The 18,380-nt window shown below is 41.6% G+C and carries 17 protein-coding genes; 12 read left to right on the forward strand and 5 right to left on the reverse strand.

Annotated features, from left to right (window positions below; genetic code table 11):
* Nucleotide 1 precedes the first annotated feature (1 nt).
* On the reverse strand, nt 2-943 hold the full coding sequence (gene ylqF, locus HBH39_RS07355; RefSeq protein WP_167676966.1) for a ribosome biogenesis GTPase YlqF: 942 nt from the start codon (nt 941-943) through the stop codon (nt 2-4).
* A 103-nt stretch (nt 944-1,046) separates the two neighbouring features.
* Nucleotides 1,047-1,886, reverse strand: a complete 840-nt coding sequence (locus tag HBH39_RS07360) for an isopenicillin N synthase family dioxygenase (protein WP_167676969.1) — start codon at nt 1,884-1,886, stop codon at nt 1,047-1,049.
* Between the two features lie 168 nt (nt 1,887-2,054).
* Here HBH39_RS07360 and HBH39_RS07365 point away from each other — a divergent pair, with 168 nt between their 5' ends.
* Nucleotides 2,055-2,960: a bifunctional methionine sulfoxide reductase B/A protein gene (locus tag HBH39_RS07365; RefSeq protein WP_167676971.1), complete on the forward strand. Its 906-nt coding sequence runs from the start codon at nt 2,055-2,057 to the stop codon at nt 2,958-2,960.
* A 94-nt stretch (nt 2,961-3,054) separates the two neighbouring features.
* Here the strand turns inward: HBH39_RS07365 and HBH39_RS07370 are convergent, their stop codons facing one another.
* Entirely contained in the window at nt 3,055-4,611 is a 1,557-nt protein-coding gene (locus HBH39_RS07370) for a SulP family inorganic anion transporter (RefSeq protein ID WP_167676974.1), read from the reverse strand.
* Nucleotides 4,612-4,761: 150 nt separating this feature from the next.
* On the reverse strand, nt 4,762-8,211 hold the full coding sequence (gene rne, locus HBH39_RS07375; protein ID WP_167676976.1) for a ribonuclease E: 3,450 nt from the start codon (nt 8,209-8,211) through the stop codon (nt 4,762-4,764).
* A 653-nt stretch (nt 8,212-8,864) separates the two neighbouring features.
* Between rne and rluC the strand changes: the two genes are divergently transcribed.
* Nucleotides 8,865-9,821 (forward strand): 23S rRNA pseudouridine(955/2504/2580) synthase RluC, encoded by a 957-nt coding sequence (gene rluC / locus HBH39_RS07380; RefSeq protein ID WP_167676978.1) that lies wholly within the window; start codon nt 8,865-8,867, stop codon nt 9,819-9,821.
* 78 nt (nt 9,822-9,899) lie between these two features.
* Nucleotides 9,900-10,547, forward strand: coding sequence for an HAD-IA family hydrolase (locus HBH39_RS07385; protein WP_167676980.1), 648 nt, complete (start codon nt 9,900-9,902; stop codon nt 10,545-10,547).
* A 22-nt stretch (nt 10,548-10,569) separates the two neighbouring features.
* On the opposite strand, the gene HBH39_RS07390 is transcribed toward HBH39_RS07385, so the two are convergent.
* A complete protein-coding gene (locus HBH39_RS07390) occupies nt 10,570-11,196 on the reverse strand; it encodes a Maf family protein (protein ID WP_167676982.1) in 627 nt (208 codons plus the stop codon).
* Nucleotides 11,197-11,431: 235 nt separating this feature from the next.
* Between HBH39_RS07390 and yceD the strand changes: the two genes are divergently transcribed.
* From yceD to HBH39_RS07435, 9 genes are all read left to right on the forward strand, one after another.
* Nucleotides 11,432-11,956, forward strand: a complete 525-nt coding sequence (gene yceD / locus HBH39_RS07395) for a 23S rRNA accumulation protein YceD (protein WP_167676984.1) — start codon at nt 11,432-11,434, stop codon at nt 11,954-11,956.
* Nucleotides 11,957-11,974: 18 nt separating this feature from the next.
* Nucleotides 11,975-12,145, forward strand: a complete 171-nt coding sequence (gene rpmF / locus HBH39_RS07400; RefSeq protein ID WP_011496728.1) for a 50S ribosomal protein L32 — start codon at nt 11,975-11,977, stop codon at nt 12,143-12,145.
* A gap of 15 nt (nt 12,146-12,160) precedes the next feature.
* Complete coding sequence (gene plsX, locus HBH39_RS07405) at nt 12,161-13,189, forward strand: phosphate acyltransferase PlsX (RefSeq protein WP_167676986.1); 1,029 nt, start codon at nt 12,161-12,163, stop codon at nt 13,187-13,189.
* Nucleotides 13,190-13,198: 9 nt separating this feature from the next.
* Nucleotides 13,199-14,158, forward strand: coding sequence for a beta-ketoacyl-ACP synthase III (locus HBH39_RS07410; protein ID WP_167676988.1), 960 nt, complete (start codon nt 13,199-13,201; stop codon nt 14,156-14,158).
* 32 nt (nt 14,159-14,190) lie between these two features.
* On the forward strand, nt 14,191-15,117 hold the full coding sequence (gene fabD / locus HBH39_RS07415) for an ACP S-malonyltransferase (protein ID WP_167676990.1): 927 nt from the start codon (nt 14,191-14,193) through the stop codon (nt 15,115-15,117).
* Between the two features lie 10 nt (nt 15,118-15,127).
* Nucleotides 15,128-15,874, forward strand: a complete 747-nt coding sequence (fabG, locus tag HBH39_RS07420; RefSeq protein ID WP_167676992.1) for a 3-oxoacyl-ACP reductase FabG — start codon at nt 15,128-15,130, stop codon at nt 15,872-15,874.
* 163 nt (nt 15,875-16,037) lie between these two features.
* Nucleotides 16,038-16,271 carry an acyl carrier protein gene (gene acpP / locus HBH39_RS07425; protein WP_011496723.1) on the forward strand — a complete coding sequence of 78 codons (234 nt, stop codon included), beginning with the start codon at nt 16,038-16,040 and terminating at the stop codon, nt 16,269-16,271.
* A 151-nt stretch (nt 16,272-16,422) separates the two neighbouring features.
* On the forward strand, nt 16,423-17,661 hold the full coding sequence (gene fabF / locus HBH39_RS07430) for a beta-ketoacyl-ACP synthase II (protein WP_167676994.1): 1,239 nt from the start codon (nt 16,423-16,425) through the stop codon (nt 17,659-17,661).
* Nucleotides 17,662-17,800: 139 nt separating this feature from the next.
* Nucleotides 17,801-18,289 carry an acyl-CoA thioesterase gene (locus tag HBH39_RS07435; RefSeq protein ID WP_167676996.1) on the forward strand — a complete coding sequence of 163 codons (489 nt, stop codon included), beginning with the start codon at nt 17,801-17,803 and terminating at the stop codon, nt 18,287-18,289.
* Nucleotides 18,290-18,380: the final 91 nt, after the last annotated feature.

Genomic DNA, 18,380 nt, shown 5'->3' on the forward strand with positions numbered 1-18,380 from the left:
ATTAGCCTTGATGGCGTTTACCGGCGCGTTTAAGTTTGTTCTGCTCAAGGCGTGCTAAACGCTCTTCTTCTTTTGCAGCAAGTATACGAGCCACTTCTACTTTTTCAACTTCTGCCATTGCTGGCGTTTCAAGGCTTAATAAGCCAATTTTACCTGAGCGAAATTCATGAAGTAATAACTCCGAAGCTTTATGTAAGTCGATTCTGCCACCAGGACGAAGCGCACCACGGCGGCGGCCAATTTCTTCCAATAATTCAAAATCTGAATTAGGAACATTATCTATTTTATAACGTTCGCAGATTAACTCTGGATAAGCTTGTAAAAAGTATTCAGCAGCGAACATGGCAACGTCTTCATATTCCATCGCGGTATCTTTAATAGCACCGGTGACTGCAAGTCGATAGCTGCTGGCTTCATTATCCACTTTAGGCCATAAAATACCTGGCGTGTCCGATAGTACAATACCATTACGTAAGTTTATGCGTTGCTGGCTTTTTGTTACAGCAGGTTCGTTACCGGTTTTGGCAATCACGCGACCTGCTAGAGTATTGATTATTGTGGACTTGCCAACGTTAGGAATGCCCATGATCATGGTGCGTATGTCTTTTTCGATTTTATCTCGATGTGGCACAAGTTTACGGCATAAATCAGGGATCATTTTTACCATTGCTGGCTGTAAAGTCGTAATGGCTGAAGCCTTAACACCTTGTTCTTGCTCTAAGTATTCAATCCATTGCTCGGTCACTTTAGGATCGGCTAAATCAGATTTATTAAGCAGTTTGATACAGGGCTTGTCACCGCGAAGCTTTGACACCATTGGGTTTTCGCTACTGTAAGGAATACGCGCATCTAGCACTTCAATCACAAGATCGACCTGAGGCATGACCTCTTCAATCTCTTTGCGTGCCTTGTGCATATGTCCTGGATACCACTGAATTGCCATGATGTTGCCTTTTTACTGCGAATAACAAAGGCGATATTGTACCTAATTCAGTGAATAAAAGCATAAAAAAAGCGCCCTAAGGCGCTTTGGTGGTGTGTTTGGATTAAATTACGCCCAGTTCACGCAGTCTTTCCATTAAATAACTGTCGGCAGTATAGCGATCTGACAACACGACTTCAGGATTGGGATGTAAAAACAGAGGTAATGAAATACGTGATTTGGTTTTGTCAGTGCCTTCAGGGTTAATGACGCGATGTGAGGTTGACGGAAAGTAGCCACCAGAAGCCTCTTGTAACATGTCACCGATATTGATAATGATGTTGCCAAAATCACTTGGCACGTCCATCCACTCACCTTGTTTGGTTTTAACTTGTAATCCAGGCTCATTGGCGGCGGGTAACACTGTGATTAAATTAATATCCTCATGGGCTGCTGCGCGAATGGCTCCTAATTCTTCATCACCACTCATTGGCGGATAGTGCAACACTCTAAGTAAGGTTTTTTGGCTGTCTTTTATCATGTCTGATAACTTGATAGAGTATTTGGCTGCCACATCCGCAGGCGAATATTGCTCAATCCAGCCAAGTAACTCTGAGGCAAATTTATTAGCATGTTGATAATACTGAATAATATCATCGCGTAAGCTATCTGGAATACGTCCCCAAGGATAAACGTGATAATACTCTTTGATGTCTTTTACTTTGTGACCTTTTGCGGTTTCTGAAATTGACTCTGGAAAGAAGCCATCTTGGGTTTCTGGTTTGAATAAATACTGTTGTTTTTCTTCTGAGTTGAAAAAGGCATACCATTGTTGATATATCTTTTCGACAAGTTCTTGTTGAATTGGGTGATTCGATAGCACTCCAAAACCTGTTTCATGAAGTGAGGCAACAAAGCGTTCTGCGCTGTCTGAAGCGCGATAATCTATGGTTTCTAGTTTCATATTTTAATTCTTTTTAACATTATTATATTTGACCCGCGCACATGGTAATCAAAGTCGCACTTTGCTGCAATTATTTGAGCAACTTATCACTCTAGTGAACCTTTTTAGTATTTTTGCCGTAGAATAGGATTGGCATAAGTTGACGCAATTATTTGTATCGAGGGAAGTATGAAACCACTAACGGATTTTGAAAAATATGTTATTGAGCAAAAAGGCACAGAAAGACCTTTTTCCGGTGAGTACGTCAATCATGATGCTAAGGGGCAATATTTATGCAAAAAATGTTTAGCTCCTTTGTACAAAAGTGAGCATAAATTTAACGCTCACTGTGGCTGGCCTGCATTTGATGATGAAATTCCAGGAGCGGTGAAACGTACTATTGACGCCGATGGTCAACGAGTTGAAATTACCTGTTTTCAATGTGGAGGCCATTTAGGTCATGTGTTTGAGGGGGAGCAGTTAACTCCTAAAAATGTCCGTCATTGCGTTAATTCAGTTTCTATGATTTTTCAAGCTGCCCCAGACTCGACTACCAACTTATCAATTTCTGAGTTTGCCACATTTGGTGCAGGATGTTTTTGGTGTGTTGAGGCAATTTTTGCTGCGCTTAAAGGAGTAATTAAAGTGCAATCGGGTTATGCCGGTGGCGAAGCGAGACATGCCAATTATGATAGTGTCTGTTCTGGTAGAACAGGCCATGCTGAGGTAGTTCATATTGAGTTTGATCCTAGTATGATTAGTTATGATGAGCTGCTGGAGGTGCTGTTTAAAAGCCATGATCCAACCACTTTAAATCAGCAGGGGAATGATAAGGGGACACAATACCGTTCTGTCATTTTTACTCATAATGCCGAACAAATCCTTAAGGCTAACCAGATGATAGAGCAGTTACAACAAGCGCGCATTTGGCCCAATCCCATAGTGACTGAAATCAGCGCTTTTGAGAATTTTTATCCAGCTGAAAGTTATCATGATGATTATTTTGCAAAACATGGCGAGCAGCCATATTGCCAAATGGTTGTAAAACCTAAAGTGGATAAATTTAAAAAGTTGTTTGCAGATAAATTAAAATAATTTGCTACAAATAAGGGGCGATTGTTGATCCAATCGCCCCTTATTTTAATGGAATATCACGAGCTAAATGCTTAATGCTATTAGCCAGCTGATGTTAATCAAGTTTATCATCGGCCACTTTGTAGTGTGGGTCTTCAATAAAATTAACTTCGACTAAATCACCTGCTTTATGTAGCAGCGCTTTACAGTCTTGGCTTAGATGACGGAGATGCAGGCGTTTACCTGCATTGATATAACGTTCGGCCAGTGTATCGATGGCCTCTAATGCAGAATGATCTGCAACCCGAGAGTTATTGAAATCAATAATGACATCATCAGCGTCATTAGCAGCATCAAACAGTTCAAGGAAATGTGCAACAGATCCAAAAAATAATGGTCCATTTAGGCGATAAACTTTCCAGCCGTTTTCATTTTCACTGATATCAACATTAATGTGTTTCGCATGTTCCCATGCAAAGACTAACGCTGACACTATCACACCCACGAATACAGCAAAGGCTAAGTCTGTAAAGACGGTAACAGTCGTAACCAGTATAATCACAAAAGCATCATGTTTAGGCACTTTGCGCATTACTTTAAAACTTGCCCATTCAAATGTGCCGAGTACCACAATGAACATCACGCCAACTAATGCTGCTAGCGGGATGATTTCAATAAATGCTGCACCAAATAGAATGAATGCTAATAATGCTAATGCGGCTGTAATACCCGATAAACGTCCACGACCACCTGAGTTTATGTTAATCATTGATTGACCGATCATGGCGCAGCCACCCATAGCGCCGAAGAAGCCACTCGTGATGTTGCCCACGCCTTGACCGACACATTCTTTATTACCTTTACCACGAGTATTGGTCATTTCATCAATGACAGTTAAGGTTAATAAAGATTCAATCAGGCCGACGGCAGCAAGAATACAAGCATAAGGCAAAATAATGTAAAAGGTTTCAAAATTAAACGGTACGCTAGGAATTGAGAAACTTGGCAGCGAGCCTGCAATAGTTGCCGCATCATTGCCACTCATGGTTTTGAGGAAATCAAGTACATTACGAGTATCCACATCTAAACCAACCACTAATGCGGTTACCGTTAAAATAGCCACTAATGATGATGGAATAGCTGTGGTTAATTTAGGTAAAAAGTGAATAATCGCCATGGTAAGCGCAACTAATCCAAGCATAATCATTAGAGGTTCTTGCGCCATCCATACCATATTGCCTGCAGCATCTTTGACTTTAAACTGCCCCAGCTGGGCCAGAAAAATTACAATCGCTAAACCATTCACAAAACCAATCATCACAGGGTAGGGAACAATGCGAATAAATTTACCCAGTTTAAATACGCCGGCAAGAATTTGAATAATGCCAGCAAGCACCACTGCCGCAAAAAGGTATTGCACTCCATGTTCCACCACCAGTGAGACCATTACTACGGCCATCGCCCCAGTTGCACCTGAAATCATACCAGGACGTCCGCCAATAACGGCCGTAATTAAACCCATGATAAAGGCTGCATATAGTCCGACCATGGGTTCAACGTGAGCAACAAAAGCAAATGCGACTGCTTCAGGGATCAGAGCAAGCGCAACCGTTAAACCGGATAAAATGTCTGCCTTACTACTAGCAGATTTATGACGAAGTAAATCGAACATTTAGCCTCTTTTAAATTATTTTTAACAATGATTTTAGGGGCGCAATCTTAACAAAATTCATACCAGTTCTAAACCGCAAACACGAAGTTGATAACAAATTGGCAAAAAAAAGCCATGCATTAGGCATGGCTTTGGCAAAATCATGAGATATTAACTATTTGGTTTAGTCATATCAGCACTTGCACTATTAGCAAAGCTTGATTTTGTTGGGGGCACCGTTGCGCTAGCTTGGTAAGTTTTACCTGGTGGCACTGCTTGTTGCGCTCGCACTTCTACCGTTGGTTTAGTGGTAGTTGAACTTACCATTGAGCCAAAACGGCTGGCTTTTGCTACAGGTTTAACAACTTCGGCAACTGCTTGTTCTGCTTGCACTGGTTGCGAGGTGTCGACTTTCGCAATAGGCTTTTTAGCAATCGGTGCAGGTTTAGCCATTGGCGCTGAGGCAATTGAATTGCTAGCTGAAGTGTTAACCTTAATATTAGCGTGAGAGTCAATTGACACTTCGCCTTCAACGTTTGCTTGGGTATTAAGATTATCTTCTGCTTTAGCCGCTTCTTGTTTTGTTGGTTCAACAATGCTTGCTTCTACAGGTTCAACATCAACCTCGGTTTTATGTTCAACAGTATCAGTGACTGTTTCCGTCATGACAACTTCAACGTTGGCTGACTCCACTTTCACTTCTGTGGCTGCTGCAACGACGACAGGCGATGCTTCAGCTTCTTCTGTAGCAGCTGCTTGATTTTCCGACTGAGGTTCGTTAACGACTTCGTCCTGTTTGACATCAACTGTGACTTTAACATCAGCTAATGCTGTTTCAGCTGTTTCAGCTGTTTCAGCTGTTTCAGCATTTTTAGCTTCTGTGTTATTAGTCGCAGATGATTGTTGGGCTAACTCAGCTGATAACTGTCTTTCTAACTCATCAACAGGCGTAAATACCGGAGTGCTATTTGTTGAGCCTTCTTCATCGTCACGACGACGACGTTGACCGGCTGCACGCAAATGACGTGGACTACGGCGACTGCGGCGCTGACCGTCACGACCTTCACGCTTATCATCTTCAGCATTAGTTTCAGAGTTAGCTACACCTTCTTGTGGTGTGGTTTCCGTTGTCACTTCTGTTAACTCTTCTGTTAACTCTGTCGCTTGCGTTACCTGTTGTTCTGCAACTTCAGTTGCAACGGTTTCTGCTGCGACTTCTGTGTCATTAGAGGTCACTGGTGTTTCTAATACTTGTGCTTCAACTGCTTTAGCGCTTTCAGTTGGTTGCTCTGCGTTATCTACCGTTGTAGTTATCGCTGAAGCTTCAACTGGTTTCTCTTTGCGAGGTTGACGTTTTCGAGTTGGTTTCGCTGTTTTCGCGTCAACGTTTTTATCGTCAACTTTTGTTTCAGCAGCTATGACTGAATTGACTTCATTTTCAATGATGTCTTTTTTAACGTCTTTGACCGCAGGGGATGTTTTAGCAATGGCTTGAGTATCGTCTTTAGCCGATAATGCAGCTTGTTCGTTCGATTGCTCATTTTCAATACGTACTTTTCGGCGCATGTTACGACGTTGGCGACGTTCACGTGCGGCTTCCTGCTTAGGCGATTTTTCAACTTTGTCATTAGTATCACGCTTTACAGTATTGTGCTTATCGTCACTAACAATCGATGCTTTATCCGCTTGTACTGCTTTGCCATTTGGCTTGGTTTCATCCTGATCACGATTTCTTTTGTTACGAGTTCGTGGGTTTTTATTGTCTGAAGCAAGCTCTTTATCACCGCGTTTACGACGATTATCATTGCGATTGTCATTTCGTGAATTGCCAGATTCATTGCGACGGTTGCGACGATTATTATCTGTTTTAACGGGTTTGGCTTCTTTGTTATCTTTTTTATCATCATCGGCGTTATTGCTAAATAAAGCACTGATACCTGAGATAATACGCGCAAATAGGCCGGGTTTAATAGCAGGGGCTTGCGTAGGCTTTGTCGCTGCTTTTGGTGTTGCTTCTTCGATTGATTTAACTGGCGCTGCAAAACCTTTTAAGGCAGGTTCTGGCGCTGCTGAGCGTTCTAATTTACGTGGTTCATAAAGATCTGTTTTTGGCGGTTCTACGCGATTAAAGCTTGATTCACTGATTTCATCATCACTTTTACGGCGGATAACACGATACTCGGGGGTTTGCATATGCGCATCAGGAATGACGTAAACTTCTACCTGATGACGCTCTTCAGTAATGCGAATTGCTTTACGCTTCTCATTGAGTAAGAAAGCAGCAACATCAACTGGAACAACAGCTTCAATTTGCGTGGTATGTTCTTTAATGGCTTCTTCTTCCATTAAACGCAAAATTGAAAGGGCAAGCGATTCAGTACTACGGATAGTACCTTGGCCACTACAACGTGGGCAGATATGGGCTGCTGACTCTTCTAATGAAGGGCGAAGACGTTGGCGTGACATTTCCATTAAGCCAAAGCGTGAAATACGACCTAACTGAACGCGTGCACGGTCATGATGCACGGCATCTCGCATGCGGTTTTCAACTTCACGCTGGTGACGAACGGGTGTCATATCGATAAAGTCGATGACAACCAAACCACCTAAGTCACGTAAACGTAACTGACGAGCAATTTCATCAGCGGCTTCTAAGTTGGTGTTTAACGCAGTTTCTTCAATATCTCCGCCTTTTGTAGCACGGGCAGAGTTGATGTCAATAGAGGTAAGTGCTTCTGTTGGGTCAATTACGATTGAACCACCAGATGGTAAACGCACTTCGCGTTGGAAGGCGGACTCAATTTGAGATTCAATTTGATAATGTGTAAATAAAGGCACTTCAGACTTGTACATTTTTACACGTTCAACAAAGTCTGGACGCACAAGACCGATGTGCATTTTGGCGTCTTCATAAATACGTGGGTGATCGATGAGAATTTCACCTACATCACGACGCAGATAGTCACGTATGGCACGGACTATAACATTACTTTCTTGGTGAATTAAGAAAGGAGCCTTCTTGCTTTGAGCGGCTTCTTGAATCGCATCCCAGTGATGTTGAAGTACTTTTAAATCCCACTTTAGTTCAGCAGCTTCTTTACCAACACCGGCAGTACGGACGATAAGGCCCATTCCATGAGGAACTTCAAGCTCTGACATTGCGGCTTTTAATTCTGTACGCTCATCGCCTTCAATACGACGAGAAATACCGCCAGCACGAGGGTTATTAGGCATAAGAACTAAGTAAGAGCCTGCCAAACTGATAAAGGTGGTTAATGCCGCGCCTTTGTTACCGCGCTCTTCTTTATCTATTTGAACGATAACTTCTTGACCTTCAGATACCACTTCTTTGATATTCGGTCGGCCTTGGAAAGAGTATCCCTTAGGGAAGTATTCGCGGGCGATTTCTTTCAGTGGTAGAAAACCGTGACGGTCAGCGCCATAATCAACAAAGGCAGCTTCTAAAGAGGGTTCTACACGGGTAATTTTACCTTTGTAGATGTTCGATTTTTTTTGCTCATGACCAGGACTTTCAATGTCCAAATCATATAACTGCTGCCCATCAACTAGGGCGACACGCAACTCTTCAGATTGAGTTGCATTGATTAACATACGTTTCATGATGACGTGATTCTTCTAAATAAGGTCATCAAACAGCGCAATCGTTGCATTACGGGCCTGCGAATAATAACAGCCTCGCGGCTTGTTACAGGCAATTTAGGTGTGCAGTATCACTGTAAGACGCATTCTCTGCGTGTCACAACCTAATTTATGGCTTATTTTCTAATGTTTACAAAAACAAGGAATCCGTTGCCAAGCAACCAACCCCATAAATGATTATACTTTTTCCGTTAATGCCAAAATCGAATGGTTTGTTTGATAACAAGCTAAAATATTGTTCGAATTTGGTGGCGAGATCATGCAAATTTACAGAATGTTATATGAAACTTACGGTTTAATTATAAAAACGCTGTTTTGGCGTTTCTTTTATTTTTTATAATTTGCAAATCAATGGTTTGCTACCGATAAAGCTCATTCGTAAATTACAGTTATATCGCTAAAATTTTCATTTTGAATGGGGGTTGTGAACACTTTATCCACTGTTTGTCCTCATCCAGAGCGCAAATATAGCAACAATAGGTAACTTCAGCAATCAAAAGGGCGGTTTCTTTTGTATCAAAGTTATATTTATTGGGAGGGCGAGTGTCTTCTTAAGATAGCCAAGTTTTATCTAAATAAGTTACAATAACGGCGTTCTCACAAATTGGCGCATCATGAATACTGAAACCACCCCTCAAGTTCAATTCATCACTATTGATGAAGATAATGTTGAACAACGCATTGATAATTTCTTACTGACTAAACTCAAAGGTGTCCCTAAAAGCATGATTTACAGAATCGTGCGTAAAGGAGAAGTGCGGGTCAACAAAAAACGCATTAAGCCTGAATATAAGTTGCAAATGGACGATATTGTCAGAGTCCCACCTGTACGCGTTGCTGAAAAAGATTATCGAACCGCACCTTCGGCGAACTTATCTCGAGTGTCACAACTTGAAGAGCGTATCTTGCATGAAGATAAGCATCTTATTGTGCTAAATAAGCCCGCGGGTATTGCCGTGCATGGCGGCAGTGGCGTTGATTATGGTGTGATTGAAGGCTTAAGATCATTAAGGCCACAGCAAAAATTTTTAGAATTAGTTCATCGTTTAGATAAAGATACCTCGGGAGTGTTATTGGTGGCGAAAAAGCGAAGTGCTTTAAAGCATCTCCATGATCAGCTCCGTAAAAAGACTATGCAGAAAGATTATTTAGCTTTGGTACGTGGCGAATGGCAAGCAAAAGATAAAGCGATTAAAGCTCCCTTACTTAAAATTACTTTAAAATCAGGTGAGCGAATCGTTCGCGTAAATGCTGAAGGTAAAGAGTCAGAAACAAGATATCGTATTGTTCAGCGCTACCAAGGGGCAACTTTGGTCAAAGCAAGTCCAGTAACAGGCCGAACTCACCAAATTCGCGTGCATTGCCAATTTGCTGGCCATGCAATTGCTTGTGATGATAAATACAGTGAGCAACAGTTTGACGACAGTATGCGAGCGATTGGCTTAAATCGTTTATTTTTACATGCTGCCGAGCTTAAATTTGTTCATCCTGAATCAGACACAACGATGCAAGTTAGTGCACCTTTGGATGAGGTATTACAACAAACCTTGGATAAGCTGAAAAAAGCATGATTTGTTTTTAAGTTTTTCTTATTACTTACAATAAGCCATGCGTGATTGAGTAAAGTGTTATTTAAAAAGACGAGCCTTATGCATTTTCAAAATAAATATGATTTAGTGATTTTCGATTGGGACGGAACCTTGATGGATTCAATCGGAGCTATCGTTGAAAGTATGCAAAGTGCAGCCAAAGAATTATCGATTGATGTGCCTAGCGAACGTGCAATCAGAGATTTAATCGGGCTATCCCTGCCGAAAATTCTAGATACCTTATTTGGTCATTTGGCTCATTTACATGACAGCATAACCGAACGCTATCGTTTTCATTATTTGTCAGGTCGTTTTGCAAGCCCGCTATTTGAAGGCGCTGAACAACTATTATCTGATCTATCAGATTCTGGTTACACGTTAGCCATCGCAACGGGTAAAGCAAGGCAGAGTTTAGATCGCACTTTAGCGCTTTCTGGTGTGGAACATCTTTTTAAAGCAAGTCGCTGTGCTGATGAAACAAAGAGCAAACCGGATCCACTGATGCTTCATTCTTTGCTGGCTCATTTTGATGTACCAGCACATCGGGCAGTGATGATTGGTGATTCTGTTCATGATTTAAATATGGCCAATAATGCTGGCATTGCTTCAATAGGGGTTAGTTACGGAGCTAATCTGGTTGCCCAGTTAACGAGTGCTAACCCCATTGCCATAGTGGATAAGGTTAGCGATTTAGCGTTACATCTGTAACCTTTTATACTTACACCCACTTTTAGTCGGCATGCTGAGTTGCTAAAACTTGCATGCCGTGTTGCGCTAATAAATCAATCAATTTGATCAAAGGTAAGCCTATTAAACTGTTTGGGTCATCACCCTGCAGTTTTTCAAATAACGCAATTCCTAAGCCTTCACTTTTAAAACTTCCTGCACAGTATAAAGGCTGCTCTATTGCGACATAATATTCAATTTGTTGAAGCGATAACTGTCTAAAGTGAACCGTGAACGGCTCGATGCAACTATGCATTGTGTTAGTTTGTGTATTGTATACAGCAAGGCCGGTATAAAAGGTAATGGCTTTACCTGAAGCCTGTTTTAATTGTTTAATGGCATTCTCTGTGGTTAGTGGCTTGCCGATAATTTGCTTATCGATAACTGCAACTTGGTCTGAGCCAATCACAAGATAGTTTTTATCCTTTCCATGTTGTAAATCATCATTCACTATTTGACTGCCAGCGAGTGCTTTTTGCTCGGCAAGTCGTAATACCAATTGTTGTGCCGACTCATTATTATGTGGTGCTTCATCGGTCATCGGGTTAACGCTGATATAGGGAAGATTCAATTTTGTTAATAATTGTTGGCGATATACAGATGTTGAGGCTAAAACTAACGTAGTTTGCATAGATTTTTTTCGTTTTTTACGTGAATAAGGTCGAGTTTAACATTAATCGTTTAATTGCAGTAAATTTAGCCGGCAAATGCTTGTGTATGCTTAGGGTGTTGGGTAAAATTTGCCATCATTCAAATTCAACGTTTGAAGTATTTAAGAAAATCAATGTGCCCAATAGCATGTTTAACTGCATTTAGCGGAAATTTTCTTTGACTCCAGCGTTTTCAAACTATAATATGCGCGCCTTATGCAAACAGTAAAGATACCGGTTTCAATTGATCCTATTCGCGCAGCGACCAGTGGCCTTCGATATGAAGGTATTGTACCCGCTAAGCAAAATAAGCGATTAAATGAGTTATGTGCCGGCGACTGTTCCGACGTAGTTGTGTCGTTGGAATGTGGTGTCGACTTACAGGGGATAGTCTACCTTCGCGGGAAGGCTGTGACGGAGCTCACTCTGCTATGTCAACGTTGCATGACACAATTTACTACTGAGGTTACGGTCGACTTTTGTTTTAGTCCTTGTAAGACTTTGGCAGAAATCGATGAGCTCCCGGATGCGTATGACCCAATTGAGTGTAATGAGATTGGTGAAGTACGTCTGCATCAATTGATTGAAGATGAATTGATAGTCGCTATGCCGATTATCCCAATGCATGAAAGTGATGATTGCAACCTGGGGTCAAAAGACATAGTTGTAGGCGAGATCGAACCCGCTCAAGAGGAGCGTCCAAATCCGTTTGCAGTGTTAGAAAAACTGAAGAGCAAGTAATCGTAGGAGACAGGTCAAATGGCTGTACAACAGAATAAAAAATCTCGTTCAAAGCGCGGTATGCGCCGTTCACATGATGCATTGAGCACTGCTCAATTATCAGTTGACGCGACTAGCGGTGAATTACATTTACGTCACAACGTGACTGCAGATGGTTTCTACCGCGGTAAAAAGGTTATCAACAAGTAATTTGTTGACGACTTTATGACGAGTCTGACGCTTGCGTTAGATGCGATGGGGGGCGATTATGGTCCCCTCGTCACAGTGCCTGCAGCCTTGCAGGCATTGAAATCTAATTCTTCACTTCATATTATCATTGTCGGCAATCAAGTCGAAATTGATCCATTACTGCATGATGCAGAACCTTCGATTAAACATAGAATTCAACAGATCCATACGACCGAAGTCGTCAACATGGATGACAGACCTGTGCATGCCTTACGTACCCGAAAAAATAGTTCAATGCGCCTAGCATTAGAATTGGTTCGAGATGGGAAAGCCTGTGCCTGCATTAGTGGCGGTAACACCGGTGCGTTAATGGCAATGTCTAAAGTACTACTTAAAACACTTCCCGGCGTTGATAGACCTGCATTGGTAACATGTTTACCTACTGTGACAGGCAAACCCGTGTATTTACTCGATTTAGGCGCTAATGTTGTCTGTGATTCAGAAGCTTTATTTCAGTTTGCTGTGATGGGCTCAGTGCTTTGTGAAGCTATCCATAAAAAGCAACGGCCAAAGGTTGCCTTGCTGAATGTGGGAATAGAAGAAATAAAAGGAAATGATCAAGTGCAGCAGGCCGGTCAGATACTGCAGCATACAGATCAAATTAATTATATTGGTTTTGTTGAAGGCGACGAAATTTATACTGGCAATGTTGATGTTATTGTCTGTGATGGTTTTGTCGGCAATATAACCTTAAAAACCTCTGAAGGTATTGCTAAGTTGTTGGTACATCAACTTAAGTGTGGCTTAAATAGTGGTTTTTTTGTGCGTTTTTTATCCAAACTCATCGCCCCCCGTATACAAGCTGTACTCAGTAAGATGAACCCCGACCACTATAATGGTGCAAGTCTGATAGGATTGCGCGGAATAGTAGTAAAGAGTCATGGAAATGCTGACGAAGCTGCCTATCTTCAAGCAATTAATTTAGCAGCAACAGAAGCGAAACGTCGTCTTCCTGAAATGATCAATGATCGTTTGGAGTCGATTCTTTTAGACATCAATAGCTGATCTCAATATATGCATACAAAAATTCTAGGAACAGGTAGCTATCTGCCTGTGCAAGTCCGTAGCAACCAAGACTTAGAGAAAATGGTCGAAACCAGTGACCAATGGATTGTTGAAAGAACAGGTATCTCAGAGCGCCGTATTGCTGCAATCGACGAAAGCGTGTCCACCATGGGGTACCAAGCTGCATTGAAAGCGTTAGAAATGGCTGGCATAGCAGCATCTGAACTCGACATGATTGTTTGTGGTACAACAAGTGCGCCAAACGCTTTTCCTGCAGCAGCATGTGAAATTCAAGCCATGCTAGGAGTTAATAACATTCCTGCCTTTGATATTGCTGCGGCCTGCTCAGGCTTTGTGTATGCCTTATCTGTTGCGGATCAATTTGTTAAAACTGGCGCGGCCAAAAAAGTCTTAGTGATTGGTGCAGACGTATTATCACGTTTATGTGAACCAGATGATCGTTCCACTGTTATATTATTTGGCGATGGCGCTGGTGCTGCGGTAATTGGTGTAAGTGATACACCCGGTATCATTAATACCCACATTTATGCTGACGGTAGCCAAGGTGACTTATTAAAATGTTCATTTCCACCTAGAGCTAATGAATCTTCTGAAGCCGTTGGTTATATGACCATGAAAGGCAATGATGTCTTTAAGGTAGCCGTTACTCAATTATCAAATGTGGTAACAGAAACCTTACGTATTAATAATGTTGATAAATCAGAAATTGACTGGTTGGTTCCACATCAAGCTAACTTCAGAATAATCAATGCTACTGCCAAAAAACTAAACATGAGTTTAGATAAAGTGGTATTAACATTGGCAAGGCACGGAAATACGTCAGCGGCATCTGTGCCGATAGCATTAGATGAGGCCGTACGTGACGGACGCATTCAACGTGGTCAATTATTATTATTAGAAGCCTTTGGTGCAGGATTTGCCTGGGGCAGTGCATTAGTTCGCTTTTAATTCTTATTTAAAATAAAAACAGGTACATAACAATGGAAAATGTTGCTTTTGTATTTCCAGGTCAAGGCTCTCAAGCTGTTGGCATGTTGGCTGATCTAGCAGCTTCTGAAACAATTGTTGCAGAAACTTTTACTGAGGCGAGCAACGCACTTGGATACGATTTATGGGCGTTAGTTAATAATGGTCCTGCAGAAGAGTTAAATCAAACTGATAAAACACAACCTGCTTTGTTAACCGCTAGTGTTGCGATATGGCGTGCCTATCAGGCCAGTGGTAAGCCAAACCCTGCATTATTAGCAGGTCATAGCTTAGGTGAGTATTCTGCTTTAGTTTGTGCTGGCGTCATTGATTTTAAAGATGCTGTAAAATTGGTTGAACTTCGCGGCCAGCTCATGCAACAAGCTGTTCCTGTAGGCTCTGGTGCAATGTATGCCATTATCGGCTTAGATGATGAGGGTATTGCAAAAGCTTGTGAGGATTCAGCCCAAGGTGAAGTAGTCAGTCCGGTTAATTACAACAGCCCCGGTCAAGTGGTTATTGCAGGTCAAAAAGACGCCGTTGAGCGAGCTGCTGCGGCTTGTAAAGCTGCTGGCGCTAAAATGACGGTAGCATTACCCGTGAGTGTGCCTTCACATTGTGCACTGATGAAACCTGCTGCAGATAAATTAGCGCAAGCGTTGCAGAATATCACTTTTAACCCTCCTGTGATAAATGTTGTCAATAATGTTGATGTTGCAATGCCAACGTCAGCACAAGATATAAAAGATGCCTTAGTGCGTCAGTTATATTGTCCTGTGCGCTGGAGTGAAAGCGTATCATTTATGGCTGAACAAGGTGTGACCCAATTGGTAGAAATTGGTCCTGGTAAAGTATTAACAGGTTTAGCAAAACGAATTAATAAGGCTGTTTCAGCTAAAGCTGTTAATGATGCAGCTTCATTTGCAGCATTAACTGAGTAAGGAAAATTAAATGAGCATTAGCTTCAATTTACAAGGGAAAGTGGCTTTGGTCACAGGCGCTAGCCGTGGTATTGGTCGTGCCATTGCTGAAACATTAGTCGAAGCGGGCGCTGTGGTTATCGGTACTGCAACAAGTGAAAAAGGTGCTGCAGCGATTCAAGATTATCTTGGAGACAAAGGTTTCGGACTTGTGCTGAATGTCACAGATAATGATTCAGTTGCAAATTTATATAAAGAAATTAAAGACAAAGCTGGCGATGTTGATATTCTAGTAAACAATGCAGGTATCACGCGTGATAATTTATTAATGCGAATGAAAGATGATGAGTGGCAAGATATTATTGACACCAACCTGACTTCATTATTTAAATTGTCTAAGCCAGTAATGCGATCTATGATGAAAAAACGTTCTGGACGTATCATCAGTATCGGTTCAGTCGTTGGCACTATGGGTAATGCAGGACAAGTAAATTATTCAGCGGCTAAAGCTGGCTTGATAGGATTTACAAAATCTCTTGCAAGAGAGGTTGCATCTCGTCACATAACAGTGAATGCTATTGCACCTGGATTTATTCAAACTGATATGACAGATGAGCTGACACCAGAGCAGCAACAAGCTATTATGTCACAAGTTCCGATGGAACGTTTAGGGCAAGCGCAAGAAATTGCCAACGCAGTATTGTTTTTGGCCTCAGATTCAGCTGCTTACATCACAGGCGAAACATTGCATGTGAATGGCGGTATGTACATGGTTTAAGGGCGATAGGTAGGAGACTACCTTAATTTGAGTCAGAATTAGATTCAGTGTAAATTTATTCTTTGTGGTTAGACCACAAAATCTAAGCTTGCAATGTTATCTAAATCGAATAAACTACTCGCAATCTTACGCAAGTGCGTAATTTGAATAGGAAAGAAAACTAATGAGCAACATCGAAGAACGTGTAAAGAAAATCATCATTGAGCAACTTGGCGTTAAAGAAGAAGACGTTAAATCAGCTGCTTCTTTTGTGGACGACTTAGGTGCAGATTCTCTGGACACCGTTGAATTAGTAATGGCTCTAGAAGAAGAGTTTGATACTGAGATCCCTGATGAAGAAGCTGAAAAGATCACTACTGTACAGGCAGCGATCGATTACGTTTCAAAGAATCAGTAATCACGAATTCACAGAAACAGGCGGCATTTAATGTCGCCTGTTTTTGTTTCTAGCAAATGTAAACGCTTGTTCTAGTCAATTAACCTGTCTTCATTTTTATTCCTTTACGGTTAATCCCTCATGCTAGAACACTTAGTATAAGGTTTAAATCATGTCTAAACGTCGTGTTGTTATTACTGGATTAGGATTAGTCACTCCTGTTGGTAATGATGTTGAATCATCTTGGAAAGCTTTGTTAGCTGGTCAAAGTGGTATTGCACCGATTACCAAATTTGATGCAACCGAGTTCGGCACTCGCTTTAGTGGTTCAGTTAAAGATTTTGATATCGAGCAATATTTAACAAAAAAAGATGCTCGAAAGATGGATTTATTTATCCAGTACGGTATGGCTGCGAGTATTCAAGCAATTAAAGATTCTGGTTTAGATATGAACCAAGAGCAAGCAAACCGTGTGGGTACAGCTATTGGAGCCGGCATGGGCGGTATGCCATTAATTGAGCAAAACCATGCAGCTTTGCTTAATGGTGGCCCACGTAAGGTATCGCCTTTTTTCGTGCCCAGTACCATCATTAATATGATAGCGGGCCATATTTCAATAATGTATGGCATGACAGGCCCAAACTTTGCTGTGACCACAGCATGTACAACCGGTGTACATAATATCGGTTTTGCTGCACGTACAATTGCCTATGGTGACGCAGATGTAATGATTGCCGGCGGGGCAGAAGATGTAACTTGTCCTCTTGCAGTAGCAGGATTTGGTTCGGCTAAAGCCTTGTCAACCCGTAATGATGATCCAACAAAAGCGAGTCGTCCATGGGACAAAGACCGTGATGGTTTTGTGATTGGTGATGGAGCGGGTGTGTTAGTGATGGAAGAATACGAACATGCAAAAGCGCGCGGTGCTAAAATTTATGGTGAGCTTGTTGGTTTTGGGATGAGTGGTGATGCTTTTCATATGACATCACCGCCAGCAGATGGTGCGGGTGCAGCTGCGGCTATGCTTAATGCTATCAATGATGCCGGCATTGCAAAAGAACAAGTTGGTTATATTAATGCTCACGGCACTTCGACTCCGGCTGGTGATAAAGCCGAAGCTGCTGCGGTTAAATCTGTTTTTGCCGAACATGCATATAATTTGTTGGTAAGTTCAACTAAATCGATGACTGGTCATTTATTAGGTGCAGCGGGTTCTGTAGAGGCAATTATTACTTTGCTGGCTTTGCAGGACCAAATTATACCGCCAACGATAAACTTAGATAATCCAGATGAAGGATGCGATTTAGATTTTGTTCCGCATACAGCCCGAGAGCATCAATTCGACTATGCATTATGTAATTCGTTTGGTTTTGGCGGCACAAATGGCTCGTTGTTGTTCAAAAAAGTGTAACAATAATATGAGCAAGTAAGGGAAGAGTGAATCTTCCCTTTTTTATGCTTAAAATTTGCCATAGATTAGTATTTATAATTCCGTTTAGTTGCCAATTTAAAGTAGACTCAAGGTATTATATTTTTAAAAAGGAAGCATCATGGCTGGAGTAGATAGAGCGATAACACTTCGATTTTTAGCAGAACCGGCAGATGTCAATTTTGGCGGTAAAGTTCACGGTGGCGCAGTAATGAAATGGATTGACTTAGCCGCTTATGCTACAGCAGCAGGTTGGAGCGGTAAGTATTGCATCACTGTATATGCTGGCGGTATTCGCTTTGTTAAACCAATCCATGTAGGTAATATCGTCGAAGTGACGGGTAAGATAATTTACACTGGCACATCATCGATGCATGTCGCTATTGATGTCAAAGCGGGCGATCCTAAAAATGCTGAGCGTCATCTTACAACACATTGTATTGTGATCATGGTCGCGGTAGATGATGAGGGTAAACCAACATCGGTACCTGAATGGCTGCCACAAACTGAAGATGATGTACGCTTAAGAGACACCGCTCTGCGTTTAATGGATATGCGTAAACGTATTGGTGCAGAGATGGAAGCTCATGTAAAACCCATCATAGAATAGTACCAATCTCAGAAAATAAGTGACAGAAATAGCGTAGAAAAATACGTGATAACAAGTCAGGTTTTTAGATAAATAGTTGTTCTATAATCAA

This window comes from Shewanella aestuarii (assembly GCF_011765625.1).
In the GTDB taxonomy this organism is placed as follows: Bacteria; Pseudomonadota; Gammaproteobacteria; order Enterobacterales; family Shewanellaceae; genus Shewanella; species Shewanella aestuarii_A.